Origin of the sequence: Amycolatopsis sp. NPDC049159 (assembly GCF_040648295.1) — a bacterium.
GTDB lineage: Bacteria > Actinomycetota > Actinomycetes > Mycobacteriales > Pseudonocardiaceae > Amycolatopsis > Amycolatopsis pretoriensis_A.
Window position 1 is genome coordinate 97161 of sequence record NZ_JBEZDL010000015.1, and the last position, 22651, is coordinate 119811.

At 74.0% G+C, this 22651-nt stretch carries 22 protein-coding genes and 1 pseudogene; 8 read left to right on the forward strand and 15 right to left on the reverse strand.

Features of this window, described 5'->3' with window-relative positions; all coding sequences use genetic code 11:
* Positions 1-23 precede the first annotated feature (23 nt).
* The 3 genes from AB0B33_RS27020 to AB0B33_RS27030 all read right to left on the reverse strand — a co-directional run bounded on the left by AB0B33_RS27020 (position 24) and on the right by AB0B33_RS27030 (position 2506).
* Complete coding sequence (locus tag AB0B33_RS27020) at positions 24-1142, reverse strand: MFS transporter (protein ID WP_360776791.1); 1119 nt, start codon at positions 1140-1142, stop codon at positions 24-26.
* A gap of 222 nt (positions 1143-1364) precedes the next feature.
* Positions 1365-1649 carry a hypothetical protein gene (locus AB0B33_RS27025; protein ID WP_360776793.1) on the reverse strand — a complete coding sequence of 95 codons (285 nt, stop codon included), beginning with the start codon at positions 1647-1649 and terminating at the stop codon, positions 1365-1367.
* Positions 1646-2506: a 3-hydroxybutyryl-CoA dehydrogenase gene (locus tag AB0B33_RS27030; protein ID WP_360776985.1), complete on the reverse strand. Its 861-nt coding sequence runs from the start codon at positions 2504-2506 to the stop codon at positions 1646-1648. The genes AB0B33_RS27025 and AB0B33_RS27030 overlap by 4 nt, the downstream gene beginning before the upstream one ends.
* A gap of 114 nt (positions 2507-2620) precedes the next feature.
* Here AB0B33_RS27030 and AB0B33_RS27035 point away from each other — a divergent pair, with 114 nt between their 5' ends.
* Positions 2621-3277, forward strand: coding sequence for a TetR family transcriptional regulator (locus tag AB0B33_RS27035; RefSeq protein ID WP_360776795.1), 657 nt, complete (start codon positions 2621-2623; stop codon positions 3275-3277).
* 1 nt (position 3278) lies between these two features.
* Here AB0B33_RS27035 and AB0B33_RS27040 read toward each other — a convergent pair whose 3' ends face one another.
* Both AB0B33_RS27040 and AB0B33_RS27045 read right to left on the reverse strand, forming a co-directional pair.
* A complete protein-coding gene (locus tag AB0B33_RS27040; protein WP_360776797.1) occupies positions 3279-4085 on the reverse strand; it encodes an adenylate/guanylate cyclase domain-containing protein in 807 nt (268 codons plus the stop codon).
* A gap of 27 nt (positions 4086-4112) precedes the next feature.
* Entirely contained in the window at positions 4113-5168 is a 1056-nt protein-coding gene (locus AB0B33_RS27045) for a putative sulfate exporter family transporter (RefSeq protein ID WP_360776799.1), read from the reverse strand.
* A 98-nt stretch (positions 5169-5266) separates the two neighbouring features.
* On the opposite strand from AB0B33_RS27045, the gene AB0B33_RS27050 reads away from it, so the two are divergent.
* Positions 5267-6013: a GntR family transcriptional regulator gene (locus tag AB0B33_RS27050; RefSeq protein ID WP_360776801.1), complete on the forward strand. Its 747-nt coding sequence runs from the start codon at positions 5267-5269 to the stop codon at positions 6011-6013.
* Here AB0B33_RS27050 and AB0B33_RS27055 read toward each other — a convergent pair.
* On the reverse strand, positions 5998-7548 hold the full coding sequence (locus AB0B33_RS27055) for a long-chain-fatty-acid--CoA ligase (protein WP_360776803.1): 1551 nt from the start codon (positions 7546-7548) through the stop codon (positions 5998-6000). The two genes, AB0B33_RS27050 and AB0B33_RS27055, sit on opposite strands and share 16 nt — an antisense overlap.
* A gap of 79 nt (positions 7549-7627) precedes the next feature.
* Positions 7628-8293, reverse strand: coding sequence for a GntR family transcriptional regulator (locus AB0B33_RS27060; protein ID WP_360776804.1), 666 nt, complete (start codon positions 8291-8293; stop codon positions 7628-7630).
* Between the two features lie 23 nt (positions 8294-8316).
* On the opposite strand from AB0B33_RS27060, the gene AB0B33_RS27065 reads away from it, so the two are divergent.
* Positions 8317-9090: an alpha/beta fold hydrolase gene (locus AB0B33_RS27065; RefSeq protein WP_360776806.1), complete on the forward strand. Its 774-nt coding sequence runs from the start codon at positions 8317-8319 to the stop codon at positions 9088-9090.
* Here the strand turns inward: AB0B33_RS27065 and AB0B33_RS27070 are convergent.
* The 6 genes from AB0B33_RS27070 to AB0B33_RS27095 form a co-directional block, all read right to left on the reverse strand.
* Positions 9059-9391 (reverse strand): hypothetical protein, encoded by a 333-nt coding sequence (locus AB0B33_RS27070; protein ID WP_360776808.1) that lies wholly within the window; start codon positions 9389-9391, stop codon positions 9059-9061. The two genes, AB0B33_RS27065 and AB0B33_RS27070, sit on opposite strands and share 32 nt — an antisense overlap.
* A 217-nt stretch (positions 9392-9608) precedes the next feature.
* Complete coding sequence (locus tag AB0B33_RS27075) at positions 9609-9917, reverse strand: SMP-30/gluconolactonase/LRE family protein (protein WP_360776810.1); 309 nt, start codon at positions 9915-9917, stop codon at positions 9609-9611.
* Positions 9832-10281: a hypothetical protein gene (locus AB0B33_RS27080; RefSeq protein ID WP_360776993.1), complete on the reverse strand. Its 450-nt coding sequence runs from the start codon at positions 10279-10281 to the stop codon at positions 9832-9834. Before AB0B33_RS27080 ends, AB0B33_RS27075 begins: the two co-directional genes overlap by 86 nt.
* 61 nt (positions 10282-10342) lie before the next feature.
* Positions 10343-12430 carry an iron ABC transporter permease gene (locus tag AB0B33_RS27085; RefSeq protein WP_360776812.1) on the reverse strand — a complete coding sequence of 696 codons (2088 nt, stop codon included), beginning with the start codon at positions 12428-12430 and terminating at the stop codon, positions 10343-10345.
* A gap of 2 nt (positions 12431-12432) precedes the next feature.
* Entirely contained in the window at positions 12433-13410 is a 978-nt protein-coding gene (locus AB0B33_RS27090; protein ID WP_360776814.1) for an iron-siderophore ABC transporter substrate-binding protein, read from the reverse strand.
* Positions 13411-13430: 20 nt separating this feature from the next.
* Positions 13431-14222, reverse strand: a complete 792-nt coding sequence (locus AB0B33_RS27095; protein ID WP_360776987.1) for an ABC transporter ATP-binding protein — start codon at positions 14220-14222, stop codon at positions 13431-13433.
* 227 nt (positions 14223-14449) lie between these two features.
* Here AB0B33_RS27095 and AB0B33_RS27100 point away from each other — a divergent pair, with 227 nt between their 5' ends.
* Positions 14450-15211, forward strand: a complete 762-nt coding sequence (locus AB0B33_RS27100) for a maleylpyruvate isomerase family mycothiol-dependent enzyme (RefSeq protein WP_360776816.1) — start codon at positions 14450-14452, stop codon at positions 15209-15211.
* Between the two features lie 49 nt (positions 15212-15260).
* Here AB0B33_RS27100 and AB0B33_RS27105 read toward each other — a convergent pair whose 3' ends face one another.
* Positions 15261-15992: an alpha/beta hydrolase gene (locus AB0B33_RS27105; RefSeq protein WP_360776818.1), complete on the reverse strand. Its 732-nt coding sequence runs from the start codon at positions 15990-15992 to the stop codon at positions 15261-15263.
* A gap of 199 nt (positions 15993-16191) precedes the next feature.
* Positions 16192-16803 (reverse strand): TetR/AcrR family transcriptional regulator, encoded by a 612-nt coding sequence (locus tag AB0B33_RS27110; protein WP_360776820.1) that lies wholly within the window; start codon positions 16801-16803, stop codon positions 16192-16194.
* Positions 16804-16818: 15 nt separating this feature from the next.
* On the opposite strand from AB0B33_RS27110, the pseudogene AB0B33_RS27115 reads away from it, so the two are divergent.
* The 4 genes and pseudogenes from AB0B33_RS27115 to AB0B33_RS27130 form a co-directional block, all read left to right on the forward strand.
* A pseudogene (locus AB0B33_RS27115) lies at positions 16819-16962 on the forward strand (3-hydroxyacyl-CoA dehydrogenase family protein); the annotation flags it as partial.
* An 82-nt stretch (positions 16963-17044) separates the two neighbouring features.
* Positions 17045-18337 carry a hypothetical protein gene (locus AB0B33_RS27120; RefSeq protein WP_360776822.1) on the forward strand — a complete coding sequence of 431 codons (1293 nt, stop codon included), beginning with the start codon at positions 17045-17047 and terminating at the stop codon, positions 18335-18337.
* Positions 18334-19338: a hypothetical protein gene (locus AB0B33_RS27125; protein ID WP_360776824.1), complete on the forward strand. Its 1005-nt coding sequence runs from the start codon at positions 18334-18336 to the stop codon at positions 19336-19338. Before AB0B33_RS27120 ends, AB0B33_RS27125 begins: the two co-directional genes overlap by 4 nt.
* Position 19339: 1 nt before the next feature.
* Positions 19340-22333, forward strand: coding sequence for a hypothetical protein (locus tag AB0B33_RS27130; protein WP_360776826.1), 2994 nt, complete (start codon positions 19340-19342; stop codon positions 22331-22333).
* The last annotated feature ends 318 nt before the right edge of the window (positions 22334-22651 follow it).

Consider the following 22651-nt stretch of genomic DNA (forward strand, 5'->3'; position numbering starts at 1 on the left):
TCCGAACCACCCTCCTCGATCGTTCAGACCCCGACCTCCGGCGCGTCCCCCTGACGGCGCGCGAAGAGCGGACGCGGAACCAGCGAAGCCAAAGTCCGCCGCGTGACGGCGGCGTGCCCGCTCGCGACCTGGCCGGCCAGCACGGCCAGCACCAGCAGCAGCGGGGTCCGCCACGTGCCGGTGAAGGTGTGCAGCCAGCCGCAAGCCAGGACGCCGAAGCCGGCGATGACGTACCCCACGCCCTGGACCACCGCGGACAGCGAGAGCGAACGGTCCTTGCTGCGCAACGAGATGGTCGTCAGCGCGAACGCGAGCGACCCCATGCCCGCGCCGGTCGCGGCGGCCCACAGCCAGGGTGCGGCCGCGGGGGCGAGGAGCAGCCCGGTCACCCCGATGACGTTGGGCGTGGCCAGTGCGACGACGAGCAGCGTCTGGTTGCGCCACCGGCGGGTCCAGCCCGGGACCAGCAGCATCATGGGCAGCCCCATGGCCATCGACAGCGCCAGGCAGCCGCCCGCGGTCGTCGCCGGGACCCCGGCGTCGCGCAGGATGCCGGGTAGCCAGCCCATGACCAGGAACGTCACCGTCGAAATCAGTCCGAAGTGGATGGTGAGGGCGAACGCGGGCATCGTCCCGGAGGCCGGTTGCGGTGCCGCGAACTCGCCGGGGACGCGCTGCCACACGTACAGGGCCACCAGCGCCACGCCCGCCCACAGGCCGAGGGCGACCTGCCACGACGACGAGAGCACCACCGCGGGCGTGACCAGCGCGCCGGCCGTGCTGCCGAGCCCGAGCCCGAAGGTGAAGGCGGCGGAACCCCGGGCCAGCAGGGGCAGGATGGTCCCGAGGACGGCGATCGACAGGCAGGTCAGCGCCGTCCCGATCAGCAGCTGCGCCGAGCCCCCGAGTACCCGCCCGCCGAGCGAAAGCACCAGCGCGCCGAGCGCCGCGGCGACCGTCCGGTACGTCCCGACCCGGTTGGCCAGCCACGGCGTCGCCCAGCCGCCGAGACCGATGGCCCACAACGGCAACGCGACGAGCACCGCGGCGACGATGTTCCCGGCGGCCGAGATGTCCGGCAGGGCCGCACCCAGGCTCGTCACGGCCGGCCGCAGGTTGATGGCCAGCAGGAAGATCACCACGGTGGAGACGGTGGTAGTGGTAGCACGCAACATCGCTCCTCCTCGGGTCTCGAGGTCGGAGCGTCGGGGCCCCGTAAAGCAATGCTTCGCGGTACCGGTGGATCAGACATCCGTCACCTGACGGATGTACGAGTTTTCCTGTCCCTCAACGGTTTCGGTGTGCGAATGGCCGTGCATCGGCACGGCCGGACGGCTCACCCGTCGGCTCTTGCACCGACGCCGTCAGCCCGTCGTGGCCGCCTTCGGCCACCGGGCGGACCGCTCACCCGGCCGGGCGAGCGCGGCGGCGTCCCAGTCACGGGCGTCGAGGCGTCGTGGCTGCTCACCGGGCCGCCGGAGCGGGTGGTGACCCCGGTGGCGGTGCGTGGCGCGGTGGCACGGCGGGCACGCGGGGACGAACGTGCCCGGGCTTCCCGGCAGCGGAACCGAGTGCCCGGGTTCGGCGGTGCCGGTGCAGATGTGGTGCTCGTGGCCGGCCGGGGCGCACAGGCAGCAGCACTCGCTCATGGCCGCTCGTAGGTGTAGAAGCCGCGACCGGTCTTGCGGCCGAGCAGGCCCGCGTCGACCATCCGGGCGAGCAGCGGCGGGGGTGCGTAGAGCGGTTCCTTGAACTCCTCGTAGAGGGATTCGGCGACGGCCTTGGTGGTGTCGAGGCCGATCAAGTCGGCCAGCGCCAGCGGTCCCTGCGGGTGCGCGGCCCCGCGGACGAGGCCTTCGTCGATGGCCTCGCGGGTCGCGAAGCCGGACTCGAACATGCGGATCGCGGCGAGGATGAACGGGATCAGCAGCGCGTTGACCACGAACCCCGCGCGGTCCTGGCAGAGGATCGCCTGCTTGCCGAGCACGTCCTGGGCGAAGGTCCGGGCCCGCTCGACCGTGGCTTCGGCGGTGAGCAGGCTGGGCACGAGCTCGACCAGCGCGAGCACCGGCACGGGATTGAAGAAGTGCACGCCCACGACCTGGGCGGGCCGCTCGGTGGCGGTGCCCAGCTTCATGATCGGGATGGAGGAGGTGTTGGACGCCAGGACCGCGTCCGGCGCGGTCACGATCTTGTCGAGCCGGCCGAACAGCTCCGTCTTGACGGCTTCGTCTTCGACGATCGCTTCCACGACGAAGGTGCGATCGGCGAGGTCGTCCAGGGATTCGGTGACCCGGATCCGCTGCAGCACCGCGGCGGCGTCGGGGATCTTGCCCTTCTTCTCCGCCCGCGCGAGCGACGTTTCGAGCCGGTGCCGCCCGGCCGCCGCCGCGTCCGGACTCGATTCGACGACCACGACGTCGAGACCGGCCCGGGCGCACACCTCGGCGATCCCGGCACCCATCTGCCCGCACCCGACCACGCCCGCGCGTTCCATCGCCGCCACCTCTCTGGGACTCGGTACCATGTGAACGGTACTGAGTACCGACGAGTAGCTGAAGGCCCTCGGCTATGACGACCGCCACGCCCTAGGCTGGGCCGCGAGCGGGAGGAGCGGTGGATGGCGGCGAAGGAACGCCTGGTCGAGGCGGCGTTCGCGCTGTTCGCCGAGCGCGGCTACGACCACACGACGATCGACGACATCACCGAGCGCGCCGGCGTCGGCCGCACGACGTTCTTCCGCACCTTCCGGGCGAAGGAAGACGTCATCTTTCCCGACCACGAGGTGCTGCTCCAGGCCATCGAGGCCCGCTTGGCCGGTTCGACCGGGCCGACCGCGCTGCTCGCGGTCACCGAAGGCACCCGGCTGGTCCTGCGGCACTACCTCGCCGAGGGGGAGCTGGCGCGCACGCGCTACCGGCTGACGCGCAGCGTGCCGGCGCTGCGGGACCGCGAAATCTCGGGACTGCAGCAGTACCAGCGGCTCTTCCGGGGGTTCCTGCACCGCTGGATGGGTGGCGGCGAGGACACGGCGTTGCGCGCGGAGCTGATGGCCGGCGCGGTGGTGACCACGCACAACCACGTGCTGCGCCGGTGGCTGCGCGGGCAGTCGGACGACGCGGAAGCGGAGTTCGACGCGGCGATGGCGGAGACCGTCGACCTGTTCACCCGGCCGGAGGACGACGGCGAAGCGTCCATTGTGGTCTTCCGGACGACGAAGGACCTGGCCGCCGTGCTGCCCGAGCTCGACCGGGTGCTGGGCCCGCGCCGCTCCTGAGTCAGGCCTCGTCGTACCGCGGGACGACGGCGAACACCTCGAGGTCGCTGGGCGCGCCCTTCGCGCGGAACCGGCGCCGGCGGCGGACGGTGAACCGCTCGGTGTCGAGGCGCGCCAGCACGTCCCCGGTGATGAGGACCTCGCCGCCGGCGGCCGCGTCGGCGATCCGGGCCGCGATGTTGACGTCGACCCCGAAGTAGTCGCGGCCGACCTTGCGCGGCCGTCCGGTGTGCAGGCCGGCCCGCAGCTGCGGGCGGTAGCCGCCGAGGTCGATGGCGCTGACCGCGCCGCACGTCTCGTACGCCGCCTCGACCGCGGCCGCCGGCTCGCCGAAGACGGCCATCAAGCCGTCGCCGAGGCCCTTGACGACCCGGCCGCGGTGGCGCGAGATCGTCGCCTCGCTCGCGGTCGAAACGGCGCGCAGCAGCTCGAGCGCCCGCGCGTCGCCGACGTCGAGGGCCCAGCTGGAGAAGCCGACCAGATCGGTGAACACGATCGTCGCCTCGCCGGTCTCGCCGTGCCGTCCCTGGGCGACGGCCTGCCAGAGCTGGACGGCCGCGAGCCCGAGTTCGCGCACCGCACTGGGTTGCTCGGCCTTCGCCTCGGCGAGCAGCCGGGCGACCCGGTCGGAGGGGTGACCCGCCGTCGTCGACAGCGCGTCACCGAGTTCGCGGTCGCCGGGGACCAGGCGGCGCACCGCGCGGGCGGACCGGATCAGGCCCGGGCGCCGGTCCGCCTCCCGCAGCAGGTCGGCGAAGCGGGACACCTTCCGGGGCCGGTCCGGCCGGTCGCCGTCGCTGTCGATCACCCGCCGAATGCTACCGGGGGCGGCGGCTCAGAGCGTGCCGGTGAGGGACTGCAGGCCGAGGCTCGTCGCGGCGACGGCGATCCAGAGCAGCCCGCCGAGCAGCAGCGGCCGGGCGCCCGCCCGCCGCATGTCCGCCAGGCGCAGGGAAAGCCCGATCCCGGCCAGCGCCGTCGTGATGAGGAACGTGCCCAGCGCCGAGAGGGCGGGGTGCCACGAGCCGGGGATGACGCCGAGGCTGTTCAGCGCGGCCGCGGCGAGGAAACCGAGCAGGAACAGGGGCACGATCCGCCGCCAGGGCAACGCGGCGACGGTGTCGCCCGGTCCGGCCTGCCGGGCTTCGCGGCGGGCCTTGAGGACGGCCAGCACGATGACGATCGGGATCAGGGTGAGCGTGCGGGTGAGCTTGACGACCAGGCCGTAGGAACCGGCGTCGTCGCCGTAGGCGAAGGAGGCCGCGACGACCGAAGACGTGTCGTTGATCGCGGTGCCCGCCCAGAGGCCGAAGGCGTGCGGGCTCAGGCCGAGCAGGTGCCCGAGCGGCGGGAACAGCAGGACGGCGGCGATGTTGAAGGTGAAGATCGTGCCGAGGGCGTAGGCGACGTCGGCCTGCTTCGGCTTGAGGACCGCGGTGGTCGCGGCGATCGCGGACGCGCCGCAGATCCCGGTGCCGACGCCGATCAGCGTCTGCGTGTCGCCGCGGACGCCGAGCCACCGGCCGAGCAGCCACGCGCCGCCGAGGGCGACCGCCAGCGTGCCGAGCATGACCGGCAGCGAGCCGCCGCCGACCGCCAGCACCTGCCGCAGCGACAAGCCGGTGCCCAGTACCACGATCGAAGCCTGCAGCACGGTCTTGGACGCGACTCCGTAGCCCGGCGTCCAGCGCTCGCCGCGCAGCCGCGGCACGACGGCGGCGGCGAGCGCGCCGAGCAGGATGCCGAAGACCGGGCCGCCGACGACCGGGACCAGCGTGCCCAGCGCCGTCGCGACCGCGGCGACCGCGACGGCCACCAGCAGGCCGGGTGCCACGCCCGGCCGGCGGACGGGCGCCGGCGGTGCGGCGGGGGCGTTCCGGATCGTGGTCACCGTTTTCCTCCGTGCTGAAATGTACGTACATTCAACTTAGATGATGTACGGACATTTGGCCACGGGTAGGGTCGGCCGCGACCAGCCGGGAGGAAGTCATGCCACCGCGGACGCTCAGCCGCTCCGGCTCCGAGCCGCTCTGGCGCCAGCTCCAGCGCGAGCTGCTGACCAGGCTGGATGCCGGCGAATTCACCGATCAGTTCCCGGGCGAGCTGGCGCTCGTCGAGGAGTACGAAGTGAGCCGCAGCACGGTGCGGCAGGCGCTGCGGCAGCTGCGCGCGGACGGGGTCATCGTCGCCGAGCGGGGCCGCCAGCCCCGGGTGGCGCCGCCGGCCGAGATCGCCCAGCCGCTGGGGGCGCTCTACAGCCTGTTCGCCTCGGTGGAGGCGGCCGGGCTTTCGCAGCACAGCGTCGTGCGGACCTTCGACGTCCGGGCGGACGCGCTCGTGGCCGAGCGGCTGGAGCTCGAAGCCTCGACGCCGCTGGTGTACCTCGAGCGGCTGCGCCTGGCCGGGGACGAGCCGCTGGCCCTCGACCGCGTCTGGCTGCCGGCCGCGCTCGCGAAACCGTTGCTGCCCGCGGATTTCACGCACACCGGCCTGTACGCCGAACTCGCGCGGCGCACCGGGGTGCGGCTCGACCACGGCCGTGAAGAGGTGCGCGCGGTGATCCCGACCGCGGCCGAGCGCGTCCAGCTCGCGTGCGCGCACGACGTGGCGGCGTTCGCGATCAACCGGCTCAGCCACGCCCGCGGCCGCCCGGTGGAGTGGCGCCACACGCTGGTGCGCGGCGACCGCTATGCGCTGACCGCGGAGTTCTCGGCCGCGGGCTACCGGCTGGTGTAGTCGAGTCCTGCGCGTTCCCACACGTCGGCGCAGTTCGTGCCTTCCGCGGAGAGCTGCCGCTTGACGACCTTGAACGTCGACGTCCGCGGCAGTTCCCGGACCGTGCGCACGTAGTCGGGTACCTGCTTGGGCCCGAGATCGGGCTGGCCGGCGAGGAAGCGCCCGAACCCGGCGGGGTCGAGCGGCGTGCCGTCGGTGACGATGGCGGCCATCACCCGGTCGCCGGTCACCGGATCGGGCACCGCGTAGACGGCGGCGTCGGTGATCGCGGGGTGCCGCAGGAGGATCCGCTCGATCGGTGCGGTGCCGAGGTTCTCGCCGTCGACGCGGAGCCAGTCCCCGAGCCGCCCGGCGAAGTAGCAGAACCCGGCGGCGTCGGCGTAGGCGAGGTCGCCGGTGTGGAACATGCCGTCGCGCAGCCGTTCCGCGTCGGCCCCGGGATCGCGGTAGTACCCGGCGAACCAGCCCGCGCCGGTGGTGTTGACCAGCTCCCCGACGGCCTCGCCGGCGTTGACCAGCCGGCCTCGGCCGTCGAACTCGGCCGGCGGACACGGGCGGCCGGTGTCGGGGTGCAGGATGGCGACGTCACCGGCCGGCCTGCCGAGCGAACCGGCGGGGGTGTCCTCGGTGCGGGCGAACCCCACACCGCCTTCGGTGGACCCGAACGCGTCGACGACCTTGCAGCCGAACCGTTTCTCGAACGCGGCGAGGTCGGCGCTCGCCCCTTCGTTCCCGTAGACGAGGCGCAGGGGGTTGTCCGCGTCGTCCGGGCGCGGGGGAGTGGCGACCACATAGGACAGTGGTTTGCCGACGTAGTTGGCGTAGGTGGCGCCGAACTTCCGGACGTCGGGGAGGAAACCGGAGGCGGAGAACCGGCGGCGCAGGGCGATCCGGGCGCCTGCCGCGAGGCCGACCGCCCAGCCCGCCATGATCGCGTTGGAGTGGAACATGGGCATCGTGACGTAGACGGTGTCCGATGTGGACAGCCGGAAGCGGTCGGCGAGCATGGCGCCGGGGAACGCGATCTTGCCGTGCGTGCAACGGACGGCTTTCGGGTCACCGCTGGTGCCGGAGGTGAAGATCAGCATGAGCAGGTCGTCGGCGGTGGCGGCGACGGGCTCGGCCGGGGTGTTCGCCGCGGGTAGCCCCGATTCCAGGTCCAGCACGCGGATGTCGCCGAGGTCCAGTCCGTCGAGGAGGGTCCGGTACTTCGGTTCGGCGAGCACGAACTGGCAGTCGGCGAGCTTGACGTCCCGGGCGAGTGCGTCTCCCCGGCGGGTGGGGTTGAGGCCGACGAGCACCGCCCCGGCGAAGGCGCAGGCGCCGAGGAGGATCGAGAACGCGGGCACGTTGTCGGCGAGAATCCCCACGTGGGGCGGTTTGTCCCGGTCCAGTGCCGTCCGGAGGTCACTCGCGCGGCGTGCGGAGGCTTGGACGTGCTCGGTCCAGGACCAGGTCCGGTCTTCGAAGAGCAGGCCCGGGCGTTCGTCGCCGGCGCGGGCCAGGAGGAGCTCGGTCACCGTCGGGACGCTCATCCACGGACCTCCCCGGCGCCGGTGAAAACTGGAACAGGTTCTATTTCTAGCATGGAGCCTGCCGGGGGTCCAGCGCGTTTCACCGGCCGAGGCGGTGGGCGCTTTCCTCCGCCCGGCGCAGCGCCGTCAGCAAGGCGGCTCGGCCCGTCTGGTCGATGTCCTCCGTCAAGGCGTCCGTCGCGGCCTCGCCGCCGAGGCTGAGCTTGACCACCAGGCGGCGGTGGATCGCCGCCATCGTCGCCGCGTCGAAGGCGGGGCGGACGAAGGCCAGGAGGAGGCGGACCTCGTCTTCGCAGCGGTGGTAGCTGTCGAGCACGTGGTCGTTGCCCGCCGCCGTGACGATCGCGCGGTGGATTGCGCCGTGGACCTCCGTCAGCTTGCGCCACGACGGCCGTGGGGTCCGCTCGGCCAGTGCTTCGAGCCGTTCCACCTCGGTGACGACCGGGGTCAGGTCCGTGCCCCGATCCAGGGCCATGCGCAGCGCGCCGAGCTCGAGGACCTTGCGGTAGTCGAAGATCTCGTCGATGCGCGCCCGGCTCAGCGGCGCGACGACCGCCCCGCGGTGGCGTTCGTGGCGCAGCAGGCCGCGGTCGGCCAGCAGCCGCAGCGCCGAGCGGACGGTGTGGCGGCCCACGTCGAAGCGGGCCGCCAGGTCTTCCTCGCGGAAGCGGGTGCCGACGGGGTGCGCGCCGTCCAGCAGCTCACCGCGCACCACCGCGGCGATCCGCTCGGGTGCGGCGACCACGGCCAACCTCCTTGTCGCCGCCGGTGCTGCTGCTTCTCGGCGGCGCCGAGGGCTGTGACGACTTCTTCCCCGGCCTGCCCGAGGGGCTGGTGGCCGATCCCGGCGCCCGCATGATCCGGCACGACCGGCCGGGCACCTGGGCATCCACTGTGGACGGCTCGCTGGCCGGAGCCGCGGCGTACCTCGGCTCGCTCGTCGAACGGCTCGGCCTCGGTCCGGTCGTGGTGGTCGGCCAGAGCCTCGGTGGCGCCGTCGGCGTCCTGCTCGCCCGCGAGCGCCCCGAGCTGGTCGCGGGCCTGGTCCTGCTCGACCCGACCCCGATCAACGACGCCAAGGTCTGCGCGGGCCTGGAACGCACGATGAGGGTCCTCGGCCGGCTGTCGGCGGTGCCGGGGTTGCGTCAGGTGCTCGCCAAAGCCCTCCGCACGACGGCCCTGCGCACCGGCCGCGACCTGCGCCCGGACTGCCAGGCCGCCCTCGAGCGCACGGCGGACCTCGACATCCCGACGCTGGCCCGCGCGGTCCGCGGCGTCACCGACCTGGCCCGCGACCTGCGCGAGTCCGACCTCCCGCGCCTCCCGTCGGTGGTGGTGACGGCGGAGGCGCAAACCGGACCACGCGGTCCACCGCGCCCACGAACGCCTGGTGACGGCGTTCGGCGCGCAGCTGGTGAGCTGGCCGGGCGCGACGCACAGCGTCCACCTCGACCACCCGGACGAAGTCTTGGCGACGGTCCGCGAAGTCGTCGCCGGTTGAACCCCGCCGTCAGACGCAGGGCATCACCGTCGACACGCTGATCGCCGGGCTCCAGCCGGCGCTGTCGTACTGGATCTTGAGCCACTCGCGGGTCCTGGATCCGCACGGGGTCTGGTAGGTGAGACGGGCGAAGATCGTCCGCTGCTCGCCCGCCGCCAGGGTGATGCTGCCGCTGTCGTCGTAGATGGGCTCTGTGCCGTCGAAGTAGAGGGACGTCTCCAGCTCCCAGTGAACCGTGCGAGCGCTGGTGGCCCGGTTCACCAGGCCGAGGTAGCCGCGGTCCAGGCAGCTGTCGTGGTCGCAGTTGTACCGGACGCAACCTGGTACGCGATCTTGCCCCACCCCTCGGTGCCGGAGCACACCGGTGAGACGGCGGCCGACGCCGGTGCGACGCCACTGACCGGGGCAGCGGAAGCCGGCATGGCCACGGACAGCGCCACGGTGAGCGCGAGCCCTGCGGCCGCCGCGATTCTACGGAACGACATCGGTGTGCTCCTCTTGCCGAGCCCCGGCTGGTCCGGGGTGTCGGTGTCGCACACGCCTTCCGCCGCCCCGCGGTTTAGTACGGCCGGCCGGGGACGTTCAGCCGGACGCTGTACAGCCCGAAATCACCGCTTTCCCCGCCGCGCGAAGGGGCTCCCGGCGTGATGTACAACGTCTTCCCGTCCGGCGCGCCGAACGCCGCGTTCGTGGCGTTGCGCCCCGCCGAGATCGTCCCCGGCTCCGCGCCCGATGGTGACAGGACGTGGACGATCCCGTCGCCACAGGTCACCTGGTACACGCTATCCGCGCAGTCGATCGTGCCGCCGTCCGTTCCGCCCGGTGACGCGAAATCGCTGCGCGCACCCGTGCTCCCATCGGCGTTCACCGGGTAGCGGTAGATCTTCCGGTCGCGTTTTCGTCAGCAGGAGGGCCTGGCTCGCCTTGTCCCACATCGGACCCTCGAGGAAGGTGAAGCCGCCGCGGATCTTGGTGGCGCTCAAGTGGTTCGCGGGTGGCGGGGAGCCGAACGGGCCTGGTGGGCAAGGACCGTCGGCAGCGGGCAGGGTCCACGTCTGGGCCGGGCCGGTGCACGACCACAGCTGCACGCGGGGTGCTGCCGGGGCCTCGAGGCACTGGCAGCCGATGTTGGTGATCCGGCCGGGGACGGCGGCCTTGGCCGGGGTGGCGACGAGCACCCCGGCCAGGCGAAGAACCGCCACCGCGAGGCGGCGTCCGAAGTGGACGGTCATGCCGGGACCGCCCGGTGCCGGTTCGGGCCGCGTAGCCGCGGTTACCGGTTCCTGCTGCCGGTCACCGGGAAAGGGCTGAACCACGGCGGTGCCGGTAGAGGAGCCACACGAAGTACGGCGCGCCGATGATCGCGGTCATCAATCCGGCCGGGAGCTGGCCGGGAGCGATGACCGTGCGGCCGACGGTGTCCGCCACGCAGACCAGGATCGCTCCCAGCAGCGCCGCGGCCGGCAGCAGCCGGGAATGCCGGCTGCCCACGATCGCGCGCGCCGCGTGCGGGGCGACCAGCCCGACGAACGTGAGCACCCCGATCCCGGCGACGGCCGCGCCGGTCAGCAGCACGGCGCACGTGAGCAGCAGCAAGCGTGACCGGGCGACCGGCACGCCCAGCACCCGCGGTGTCTCGTCGTCCAGCGCCAGCAGGTCGAGCTCGCGCCGCATGCGGACCAGCACAGGCACCGCGAGCACCAGCACCAGCGCCATCGGCACGAGGTGGGTCATGGTCCGGCCGTAGGTCGAGCCGCCCAGCCAGGTCAGCGCCTTGGTCTCGTTCCACGGGTCGGACAGCGTGATCAGCAGCGTCACCACTGCCTGCGTCGCCGCGTGCACGCCGAAGCCGATCAGCACCAGGTGTTCGCTCGTGAAACCGCCCCGGGCCGCCACCGCGAAGACCACGGCCATCGCGAGGGCGGCACCCAGGCCCGCGGCGCCGGTCAGGGTCCAGAACCCGACCCCGGACACGAGCGTGATCACGGTGACCGCGCCGAGGCCCGCGCCGCCGACGACCCCGATCATCCCCGGTTCGGCCAGCGGGTTGCGGGCGACGGCCTGGGTGAGCGCGCCGCCCAGCGCCAGCGCCGCGCCCGCGAGGAGCGCGGCGACCACACGCGGTACGCGGGTGTCCAGCACGCCGGTGACGAGCGGGCCCGCCTGGCCGCTCAGCCAGTTGACGACGTCACCCAGCAGCAGTTTCGCGTCCCCGAGCAGGACCGCGCCCACGGCGACGCCGACCGTCGCGAGCGCCAGCACGACCAGCACCACCCGGTACCGGATCGCGCTGACGCCGCTTCGCGCGCCGGCCGCCGGGGGTTCGGCGGTCGCCGAGGTGATCCGGGCGGTGCGGGCCAGCACGATGAGGAAGATCGCGCCGAGGATCGTCGTCACGACGCCGGTCGGCACTTCCAGGGCGCGCTGCGGGCTGATGATCGCGCGCAGCAGCACGTCGGCACCGAGCAGGAGCACCGCGCCCAGCGCCGCGGAGAACGGGATCAGCGCCGCGTGCCGGTGCAGGCCCGGCACGACCGGCGCGAGCAGCCGGGCCAGCGCAGGTGCGGCCAGGCCGACGAAACCGATGGGACCCGCCAGGGTCACCGCCGCCGCGGCCAGCAGCACGGCCAGCCCGATCGCGGCGAAGCGGACCCGTCCGACGTGGACACCCAGCGTCCGGGCGTGGTCGTCGCCGACGTGGACCAGGTCGAGCCGCCGGGCCAGGCCGAGCAGCGCGGCCAGCGCCAGGCCGACGAGTGGGCCGAGCGTGCGCACCCCGGCGAGCCCGTTCTGCTCCAGCGATCCCTCGCCCCAGGCGAACAGGCCGCGGGTTTCCTGGGCGTACAGCAACAGGAGGACCTGGGTCACCGAGATCAGCGCCAGCGCGATCGCGGTGCCCGCGAGCACCAGCCGCACGATCCCGGTCCCGCCGGTGCCGGACAGCGCGAGCACGAACACCGCCGCGGCCAGCCCGCCCGCGAACGCGACGCCGGCCGCACCCAGCAGGGGCAGCGAGACGCCGAACGCCGCGACGGCGACGACCGAGAGGTGCGCCCCGGCGTTGACGGCCAGGGTGTCCGGCGACGCCAAGATGTTGCGCGACACCGACTGCAGCACCGCGCCGGCCACGCCGAGCGCGGCGCCGACCAGCAGCGCCGAGAGCAGCCGCGGCAGCCGCGACTCGACGACGACCGCCGTCGTGTCGCCGGACGCGCCGCCGAACACCAGCCGCAGCACGTCGAGCGCGTCGACGCTCGCGGTGCCCTGCGTCAGGTGCACCGCCGAACCGAGCAGGAGCAGGGCGGCGAGCCCGGTGCCGAGCAGCGCCGCCCGCCCGCGGCGGCGGACCGCGGGCGGGCCGGGCTTGGTCAGGGTGAGCACCGCTAGTTCTTCAGCGCGCCGACGGCCGCGTCGACGAACTGCTCCATGGACTTCGGGCCGCCGAACATCCAGAGGGAGTCCGGGAAACGGCGCACCTTGCCGCTCTTGACGAACGGGAGGTTCTTCCAGATCGCGTTGTTCGCCAGCTCCTGCTGGTACGGGTCGCCGTCGGCGTTGTTGGCGATGTACCAGAACCGGACGTCGGGCAGCTGGGTCAGGCCCTCGACGTCGGCCTGCGCGAGGCCGTAGGCGGGATCGCCCGCCATCGGCCACGCGGTTTCGAGGCCGAGCTTGCCGAACACCGCGGACACCAGCGCGCCCTTGGTGTAGGGCCGGATGCTGACCGAGCCGGACGTGACGTAGGCGTCGGAGAACGCGACCTTCTGGCCGAGCGCGCCCAGCTTCTCGACCTCGGCGCGGCCCGTCGTGAGCTTCTGCTCGAACTCGGACTTCAGCTGCGCGGCCTTGGTTTCGGTGCCGGTGGCCTTCGCGATCACGTCCAAGCCGGCGTACATCCCGGCGATCGGGTCCTGGGCGTTGCCGCCCTTGATGACGATCACCGGCACCTTCGCCTCGATCTGCTCCAGCGCGCCCTCGGTCACGCTGTCGGTGACGATCACGAGGTCCAGCCCCAGCGAGCCGAGCGTGTCGAGGCTCGGTTCGCCGCGGGTGCCGATGTCCTTCGGGGTGCCGTCGAGCTTCCCGGCGCTCACCCACTGGCCGTAGCCCTTGATGTCGGACACGCCGACCGGCATGACCCCGAGCGAGACGAGGTGCTCGACGCCGTTCCACTCGGTCGCCGCGACGCGCTTGGCCGGGTGGGGCAGCTTGACCTCCTTGCCGCGCGAGTCGACGACCGTGACGGGGCCGGCTTCGCTCGTGGCGGCCGCGTTGCTCGTGGGCTCCTCGGTGGTGCCGCAGGCGGCCACGAAGAACGTGGCGGCCGCGGTCAGGCCGAGGATCATCCGGGTGATGCGCATGGTTCTCCTGTTTCGATGGGTCAGACCGACGCGGTCCGCGCAGCGGTGTCGTTGAAGCGGCCCACGGCGCGGGCGTGGATCCGCCCGTCGGCGGGGTCGAGCGCGACGTCCACGCGGATGCCGTAGGCACGGCTGAGGTGCGCCGGGGTCAGCACGTCGGCGGGGGAGCCTTCGGCGGTGACCCGGCCGCCCTCGAGCAGCAGCACCCGGTCGGCGACCGCCGCGGCCTGGTCGAGGTCGTGCAGCACCACGCCGACCCCGACCCCCTGCCGGTCGGCGAGGTCGCGGACGACGTCGAGGATTTCGACCTGGTAGCGCAGGTCGAGGAAGGTCGTGGGTTCGTCGAGCAGCAGCAGCGCGGTGTCCTGGGCCAGGCAGCTCGCGAGCCACACCCGCTGCGCCTGCCCGCCGGAGAGGGCCTGCACCGGCCGCTCGGCGAGGCCGGCCAGCCCGGTCAGCTCCAGCGCCCGCTCGACGGCGGCGGGTCCCTCGGGGTCGCGCCCGCCCCAGCGCGACCGGTGCGGGTGCCTGCCGAACTCGACGAGCTCCCGCACGCACACGCCACCCGGCGCGGTCCGCTGCTGCGACAGCAGGGTGATCCGCTTGGCGATGTCCTTTGCGGACAGTGCACGCAGGTCCGCGCCATCGGCGAAGGTGACGGACCCGGCGACCGGCGGGTGCAGCCGCGCCAGCGCGCGCAGCAGCGTCGACTTCCCGCTGCCGTTCGGGCCGATCAGCGCGGTGACGGTACCGGCGCGCAGGGAGAGGGAGGCGGCACGGACGACGACGTCGCTGCCGTAGGCGACATCGATCTCGCGGGCGTCGACACCGGTGTCGGCGGGGTGGGGGACGTGGGGCACGCGAGAACAATAAGGTCAGGCTTACCTAACTGCAAAGGTGTCGATCGGCACATAACGGGCGGTGATCGGGGAGACACGGGTCCCCGTCCGGGAGCCGGGCTGCCCGGCCTCGCATCGCAGGCGGTGATCGGTGGAACACCCGGGCCGGTCCGGGAGTTGAGCTGGGCATGGATCAACTCGTGGATCGCACGATCGCCGCTCTCCGGGCCGAGCACGACGTGCTGGCCGAACTCACTCGTACCCTCACCGACGAGCAGCTGGCCGGTACCAGCGGTGCCGCGGAATGGACCGTCGCGCAGGCGCTTTCGCACCTCGGCAGTGGGGCGGAGATCGGCCTCGCGCCGATTCGCCGGGCCGCCGGGGAGAGCGTCGACGCCGAAGACAACCAGACGATCTGGGCCCGCTGGGACTCGTCCACGCCGCGCGCGCAGGCCGAGGGCTTCCTGGAGCACAACGGGCGCTGGGTCGAAACGGTCGAGGCGCTCACGCCCGAGCAGCGTTCGTCGCTGACCGTCGACCTCGGGTTCCTGCCGGAGCCGGTGCCGCTGGTGACCGCGCTCGGGATGCGGCTCAGCGAGGTGGCCAACCACTCCTGGGACGTGCGCGTGGGCGTGGACCCGGACGCGCGGGTGGAAGCCGGCTCGGCCGAGGTGCTCCTCGACCTCCTCGCCGGGCCCGTCGGCTTCATGCTGAGCTTCCTCGCGAAGCCGGCCGAGCTGGCGAACCCGGTCTCCGTCGGCGTGCCGGGCGGCGGTCTCGTGATCGATGACGCCGTCACCGTCGTACCGCACCTCGAGGCGCCGTCCGCGACGTTCGACGGGCCGGCGGAAGCCTTCGTCCGGCTGCTGAGCGGCCGGCTCAAGGCGCCGTACGACCAGGGTGTCACCGTCGAAGGCGCCGTCACGCTCGACGACCTGCGCCGCGTGTTTCCCGGTTTCTGACGGGCTGACCGGGGGGACGCCAGGCCAGGGAGCCTGGCGTCCCGCCAACTCACTTCAGGTGCCGGGCGAAGAAGCGGCTCCCGTCGTCGCCCTCGAAGGCCGGGACGCCGGTGTGGCCGCCCGTGTTGGCGTGCAACGTCTTCTCCTTGGCGCCGAAGGCGTCGAAGAGGTCGAGCGCCAGCTGCCGGTCGTTGCCTTCGTCGTCCCACTGCAGCAGGACCAGCAACGGGGTGGTGAGCTGCCGGGCCTCCTCGATCATGCGGCGCGGCACGAAACTCCCGGCGAACAGGACGGCGGCCGCGATGCGCGGCTCGACCAGCGCCAGCCGGACGGCGATGGCGAGCACGCCGCCGGCGAACCCGACCGGGCCGTCGATCCCGGGCTGTGCGAGGAGGGCGTCGAGCGTGGCCCGCCATTCCGGCACGGCCTGGTCGACCAGCGGGAAGATGAGCCGCTCGACGATCTCGTCGCCGACCGGCTCGCCGGCCGCCAGCGCCTGACGCAGCTCGACGCGGGCTTCGTCGACGGCGGGGAGCCGGGGCCGGTCGCCGCTGCCGGGCAGCTCGATGGTGGCCGCGGCGTACCCGTCGGCGACCGAGTGCCGGGCCCGGGCCGTCAGCCGCGGGTACATCTTCCCCAGGCCGCCGGGGTGGCCGAGCAGGATCAGCGGAACCGGTCCGGCCGGGGACTCGGGCGTCCACAGGATGCCGGGGACGTCGCCGAGGGTGAATCCGCGCTCGAGGACGCCGTCCCCGAGGTGTGTTTCCGAGGTGAAGTGCATGGTCGTGCCTTCCGGGAGAGCTGCTGAACGGCGCTCCCGGGCGACCTATCGCCCGACCGTGACCCCGGAGGAGAGCACCCACGTCGTCTGGTTCACGGGTACCACCTCCTCGGTCTCTCGCACGGTCCCCGGGAAGGTAGCAGCGCCCATCGCGCGCCGCCACCGGTTTACGAACGCGCCGTCGACCACGGTTCGCCGGTCAGGGGTGGCGGCGCAGCCCGTCGAACGCCACCACGACGACCGCGTCCGCGATCGCCGGTGCCGACGTGCCGCCGCGCGGGCGGTACCACTCCGCGATCGAGTTGACCATGCCGAACAGCAGCCGCGCCGAGACGTCCGGGTCGATGTCGGGGCGCAGGTCGCCGTCCGCGGCCGCCCGGGTCACCAGGTCCGCGACGATCCCGTCGAACTCCTTGCGGCGGGCCAGCGCCGCGCGTTCGACCTTGGTGTTGCCGCGGATGCGCAGGAGCAGCGTCACGAACGGGAGCTGGTCGATCAGGACGCCGACGCTCGCGCGCACGAGGTGTTCGAGCTGGTCGACGGCACGGCCCTCGAACCCGGCCAGCGCGGCCGCTTCGGCGAAGAGGCCGTCGAGGGCGCGGTTCACCGCCAGGCGCAGCAGCTCGTCCTTGCTCGGCACGTGGTGGTAGATCGCCGACTTCGAAATGCCGAGCTTGCGGGAGAGGTCTTCCATGCTGGTGCCGTCGAAGCCGCGTTCGGTGAACGCCGAAACCGCCACGCGCAGCAGGGATTCCAGGTCGTACCCGGGCCTGCCGCGCCGGGCGGTCCGGTTCGTCGCGGTGTCGGCCATGCCGCCATTCTCGCAAGGGCCACCGCCGGACCGGACGTCCGGACGGCGATCGCGGAGTACTCGCACGAGACGCCTGGCGAGCGGTTCGCGCCGTCGCGGCTGCTGCGGGACGAGGTGGCCGCGGGCGAGCCGGGCCGCAAGACGGGACAGGACTTCCACAGCCGGCAGCAGCCGCGGCGCCTCGTCGTGGACCGGCGGCCGTCGCCGTCTCGTAAAGTACGGGGAGAGCGAGGGGGTGGCGGTGGCCGGATCGGGGGGTGCGCGGCTGCGGTCGGCCGTGCTCGCCGCCGCGTGGGCCGGCATTCCCGGGGTCGAAGTCCTGTCGGCCGCTGACGGCGGACCGCTGACGCGCACGGTCAAGAAGATCATCGATCCGCTGGTCGTGCGCACCGCCGCGCGGCCGCGGCTGGGGCGGCCGCTGCTCGAACCGGCCGAGGCGGCGGAGCTGACCGCGCTGGTGGCCGCCGACGCCCCGCGGTTGCGGGCGACCGCCGCGTGGTTCACGCACCTCAAGCGGCAGCGGCGGGCGCTGCGCATCACCGCCGGCGACGTCCAGGACGTCTGCTTCCCCCTGGCCTACGAACTGGCGACCGGGTCCGGCGCACCCGGCCCGGACGCCCCGGAGACCGCCGCGGCCGCCCTGCGCGAGCTGCACGGCGACGGCGAGGAAGCCGGCGTCGCGCGGCTGGCCGCGTACCTGGCCGATCCCCGGGTGGCGGCCGACCTCACGACCCGGCTTCAGCGGCACTGGCAGGACGGGACCGATCCCGTTCTCGCGCCCGAAGCCGCCGTGGCGCTGCTCGACGCCTTCGCGGACGACCTCGGCGACGACGCCTGGCGCGCGCTCGAAGGCTCCGCCGCCGGGCACGCCCTGGGACTCGCCTTGCGGCGTCCCGGCGGCGTCGAAGCGGTTCCCGGATCGCCGGAACTCGGGCTGCAGCGCGGCGACCGCACCGCCGTGCCCCCGCTGCGGCGCCGCGACGAAACCGGGCCCGAGCTGCTCGAACGCAGTGTCGAACGCCGGGTGCGCGCCACCTTGCGGCGGCTTCCCGCGGACGAACGCGGTGGCGTGGACACCCTCGTCGACGACGAACTCGCCCGCGCCGCCGCCGGGTTCGGGCTGGGCCTGCCCGCGCTGGCCACCTGCTTCGCGCTCGGCGTCGTCCTCGCGCCCGCGCTGCGGCCGCTCGACGGTGGCGCGCCCGGTGCGTCCGCGTTCGCCCGGCAGCTCACCGCCCAGGTCGCGCGCGAGGGGTACGTGCTGCACGCCCGCCGGGCGCTGGCCGGCACCACGCCGCTCACCCCGCGGCCGGACCCCGAGCTCGTGCGCGACCTGCGGGAGTTCGCCAAGCAGTTCCTCGGCCGGCTGTGGATCCGGCTGCACGGCTTCGACGTCCGCGGCGAGCTCCCGGCCGACGCCGGCGACGTCCGGGACCTCGTCACCGGCGTCGTCCGCTCCACCTCGCTGGACCTGCGGACGAAGGTGCGCCGCGCGCTCGTGGCCCGGCTGCCGGACCTGGAGGTCGTGTCGTGACGCACCCGGTGCACACCCCCGTCGTCGCGGCGGACGGCGGCCTCATCCGGTTCGCGCTGGCCGGCCTGCTCGCCGGGGCGCCCGCGACGATGCGCGTCGAGCTGAGCGACGCCGCCGCCGCGGAACCGTGGCTGACGCGGCTCGTCGGCGAAGAGCACGCGCTCGCGGCCCTCACCGCCGGGCACGTCGAGGTGCCGGCGCGGCCGGAACCGGCCGCGCTCGCGCTGCTCCTGTGGGCCCGCCGGTGGTGGCCCGCGAGCCCGGTCCTCGGCGTGCCGTCCCTGGACCCCGCGCTGCTGGACCTGGAAGCCGCGGTCGCGACGACGGCCGTGGCCGAGGGCGTGCTCGACGGCTTCGAGGCCACGCCGGGGGAGCTGTTCGACGCCGCCGCGGAAGGACTCGCGGCAACCGCGGTCCCCGGCGAAGTCCGGGACCTGTGCCGTCGGCTGTCCGCCTGGTTCGACGACCGGGACGACGTCGTGCGCGCCGAAGCCGCGGCCGAACTGGCGGCCGCCGTCTCGCCGGGACAGCGGGCGTACGCCTTGGCCGCGGGTTCCGCGGGAAGCCTGTCCGCGGAAGGGATCGTGGCCGGAGGCCGGACGAGCGTCGACTGGGCCCGGGTGCCGCCGGGGATCCTCGATGCCGCGGAGGACACCGTGACCTGGCGGATCGTCGCCGCGCCGACCGCCACCCGGCTGGAAGTCGAGGTCGCCGGAGCCTTCGCCGACGCGGCCCTCACGGCGTTCGCCACCCGCGAGGGCGAGGTCGTCGCGGAAGTCCCCTTGCGGCTGGGTGCCGGGTACTTCGCCGGTGCGGCGGACCTGACCGGAGATGTCCACATCGGACTCGTCGTCGGCGTGACGGCCGAGAACATCATCGGGACGACGCGGGAGGACCGGGCCGACGTGGTCGCGCTCGTCCGGGCCCGCGAGGGGTTGCCGCCGGAAGCCCGGACGCTGGCCGAGCGGGCCGTGTCCGCCGCCGACAGCGAGGAGTTCTGACGTGCTCGTCGGCCTGCCGCCACCGTTCAACCCGCCGGACCGGCCGCTGCCCGCCGAACTGGCGGGGGCCAGTGCGCACGGCTACAACTGCCGGTGCGTGGCGCGGCACTTCGGCCTCGATCCGGCGCCGTACGGCGAATTTCCGGCGTGCTCGCTCACCGAAGCCGAGTACCGGCAGCTGCTCGTCAGCGCCTCCGAGGCCCAGCAGCGGGCGAAGGGGCTCGCCGCGGCGCGGGACTTCGCGGGCGCGCACCAGGAATACGCCCGGCTGCGGCAGTTCGCGCAGCGGCTCGACCGGACCGACCTCGAACTGGCCGCTTTGAGCGATCTGGCCGCCCTCCGGTACGCCGCGGGTGACCTGCGCACCGCGCGGCAGTGCGCCGAGGCCGTGCTGGCCGACTTCCCGGTGAGCGCCGCCGCGGCCGTCCACTTCGGACAGTACGCCGAGCTGCGGATGGTCGAAGGATCCCGTGAGGTCGCCGATCGCGTGCTGATCTCACTGTCCACAGAGGAGGGTGACGTCGACCGCGCCCGCGAATTGATCGCGGGCCAGCGGCACCGGGCGGCGCTGCGCAAGGCGGCCGGGCCGGGGCAGTACCCGCCCGAGCTGCTCGACCCGCACGGTACCGACGAGCTGGAGCTGCGCATCCTCGACGTGCGCGTCCAGGTGGCGGCGGGTGACCCGGCCGGCGCGCTGGCCGCCCTCGAAGAAATCCTCGCCGCGCTCGAAACCCTCCCCGGTGGAGCCCGCGACCAGGTCGCGTCGCTGCAGGTGATGGCGCGCGCCGAACGCGCCCGCCTCCGCCAAGCCGGCGGCGAGAACGCGGACGCGCGGGCCGACCTGGTCCGGCTCGACGCCCGGCACGAAGGCGCGAAGTTCGCCATCGACCTCGCCGCGGACCGCGCGCTGGGCGGCGACTTCCCGGGCGCGGTCGCGGCGATCGTAGCCGCCCGCGACGCCCTCGCGGCCACCGGCGCGACCGGTGACGTGGCGGAGGCGAGCCACGCGCTGGGCACGCTCCTGCTGCTCGCGGGCGACCCCCGGCAGGCTCGCGACCAGTTCGAGCACGCCGGGCAGCTCTGGAGGGTCAACGGCGACACGCCGGGCCTGCGCCGGCTCGACGTCGCGCTGGCCCGGTGCGCGGCGGCCGAGGGGGACTGGGCGACGGCGGAGGAGCACGTGACGCGCGCGCGGGCGTCCGGGGAGTGGCTGCAGCGCCTGCACACCGACTTCGTGGCGGCCACGATCGGCTTCGCCCGCGGCGAAGACCTGCCTGCCGTGCTGGATCTGCTGCTCCCGGTGGCGCTGGCGGCGGCGGACTACCGCTTCGAGTTCGCGTCGCCGCGGGCGCGCACGGCGTGGGCCCGCGACGTCGCGGGCCCGGCGACCGAACTGCTGATGACACTGCTGGCCCGGCTGAAGGAGCCGAGGCTGGCCGCGGAGCTGATCGAGCGCACCTGCGCGGTCGGCGCGTACACCGGCACCGGGGCACCCGCGCTCGACCTGACCGGCACGCTGCCCGTCCCCGAACCGGCCCCGCCCGCCGCCGGGCTTCCGCTGGCCGCGCTGGGTTCGGTCACGGCGTCGCTGCCGCTGCGGCTCGCCCCGCCGCCCGCGCTGCGCTGGTCGCCGGACTCGCCGATGGAGCTGGACCGCTGGCTCGACGTCGCCGCCGAGCGGTACGGCTCGCCCCGCCCGGCCGCCGGGCCCGTCACGACGTGGCCCGCCGCGGAGCCCGGGCGCGAGACGTTCCTCCTGCGCTACGCCGACGCGGGCCACACCCACCTCAGCTGGCGGACCACCGGGGACCTCGGCACCGTCCACGTCCACCCGATCGGCGCCGCACTGGTCGCGACGGCCCGCGAGGTCCTGGCCGCCGCCTCGCCGACGCCGCGCGCGGGGGAGAGCGTCGCCGACGCCGTCCGGCGCTCCCTGGGCGCGGACGCCTTCGGTGGCTTCGCGGGCGAACAGCGCCTGTCCCGGGTGCTCGCGCTCAACCTGCTGCCCGCCGACCTCGTCGCGCGGCTGCGGGCGGCTGCCGCCGGTGGCCGCCGACCGCTCCTGCGCGTGCAGCCCTCGCCCAGTCTCGCCGCGGTGCCGTGGGGCCTGCTCGCCCTGCCCGACCGCCGTCCGGATCGCGTGCTGGAGCCGGGCGAGGAAGGCACGTGCTTCGACGGCGACGAGCGCGTCCTCGACATCGCCGACGTCTCCCTGCTCGCGCCCGCCGGGATCCCGCGCCGCCCGCCGCGCGCCGCCGAGGGGCCGCCGGTGTACGTGCTCGACCCGCGGATCCCCGGCCAGAGCGCGTTCGGGGAGCTGGGTTCGGTGCTCGGCAAGCAGGAGCCGGCGTCGCCGCTGATCCGCCACCTGGACGCGCGGCTCGCCGCCGGTCCGGTCCGGCCGGCGGCCGAGCGCGGGCTCGACCTGGTCCGCCGCACCGACACCGACCGGCGGCTGCTCGCCCGGCTGCTGGCCGAGCCGTGTTCGCGGCTGGTGTTCGCCGGGCACGTCAGCCTGGTCCGCGACGAGCACGGCGCGCAGACGGCGCTGCACCTGTCCTGCCCGGCCGAACTGCCCGGCACGGCGGACCCGATCGGGGCGCACCGGCCGTTCACCGCCGCCGACCTCGCCTTGTCCGGAGTGGCCGCGATGCCGGCACGGGTAGCGCTGATCGGCTGCGCCAGCGCAAGCGACTTCGGCCTGCCCGAGCCGTTCGGCGTGCTGCTCGCGGCGGTCGCGGCCGGAGCAAGCCTGGTGGCGGCGACGGTGTGGGCGCTCCCGACGTCGGCGGCTGTCCCCGGCGCGGACCCGATGGCCGAGCTGGTGATCGCGGTCGACACCGCGCTGGGTGGCGATGATCCGGTGGCCGAGCTGTGCGCGTGGCAGCGCTCCCGGCTCGCGCGGTGGCGTGAGCGGCCGGAGGCGGCTTGTTCGCCGGTCTTTTGGGCGGGGTTGACGTGCCTCGACGCTTCCGATGACGGGCAGGCCTGGTGAGCGTGGCCGGTGGCCGGTGGCCGGTGGCCCGGTCGCCGAGCTGTGCACCTGGCTTGCGTGGTGGTGTTGAGCGGCCGGGGCTGTTCGCCGGTCTTTTGGGCGGTGTTGACCTGCCTGGACGCCGTCGGCGACCGGAGTCCTGGTGAGCGTGCTGGGTGGCGTCGACCCGGTGGCCGAGCTGTGCACTTGGCTTGCGTGGTGGTGTGAGCGGCCGGAGGCGGCTTGTTCGCCGGTCTTTTGGGCGGTGTTGACCTGCCTGGACGCCGTCGGCGACCGGAGTCCTGGTGAGCGTGCTGGGTGGCGTCGACCCGGTGGCCG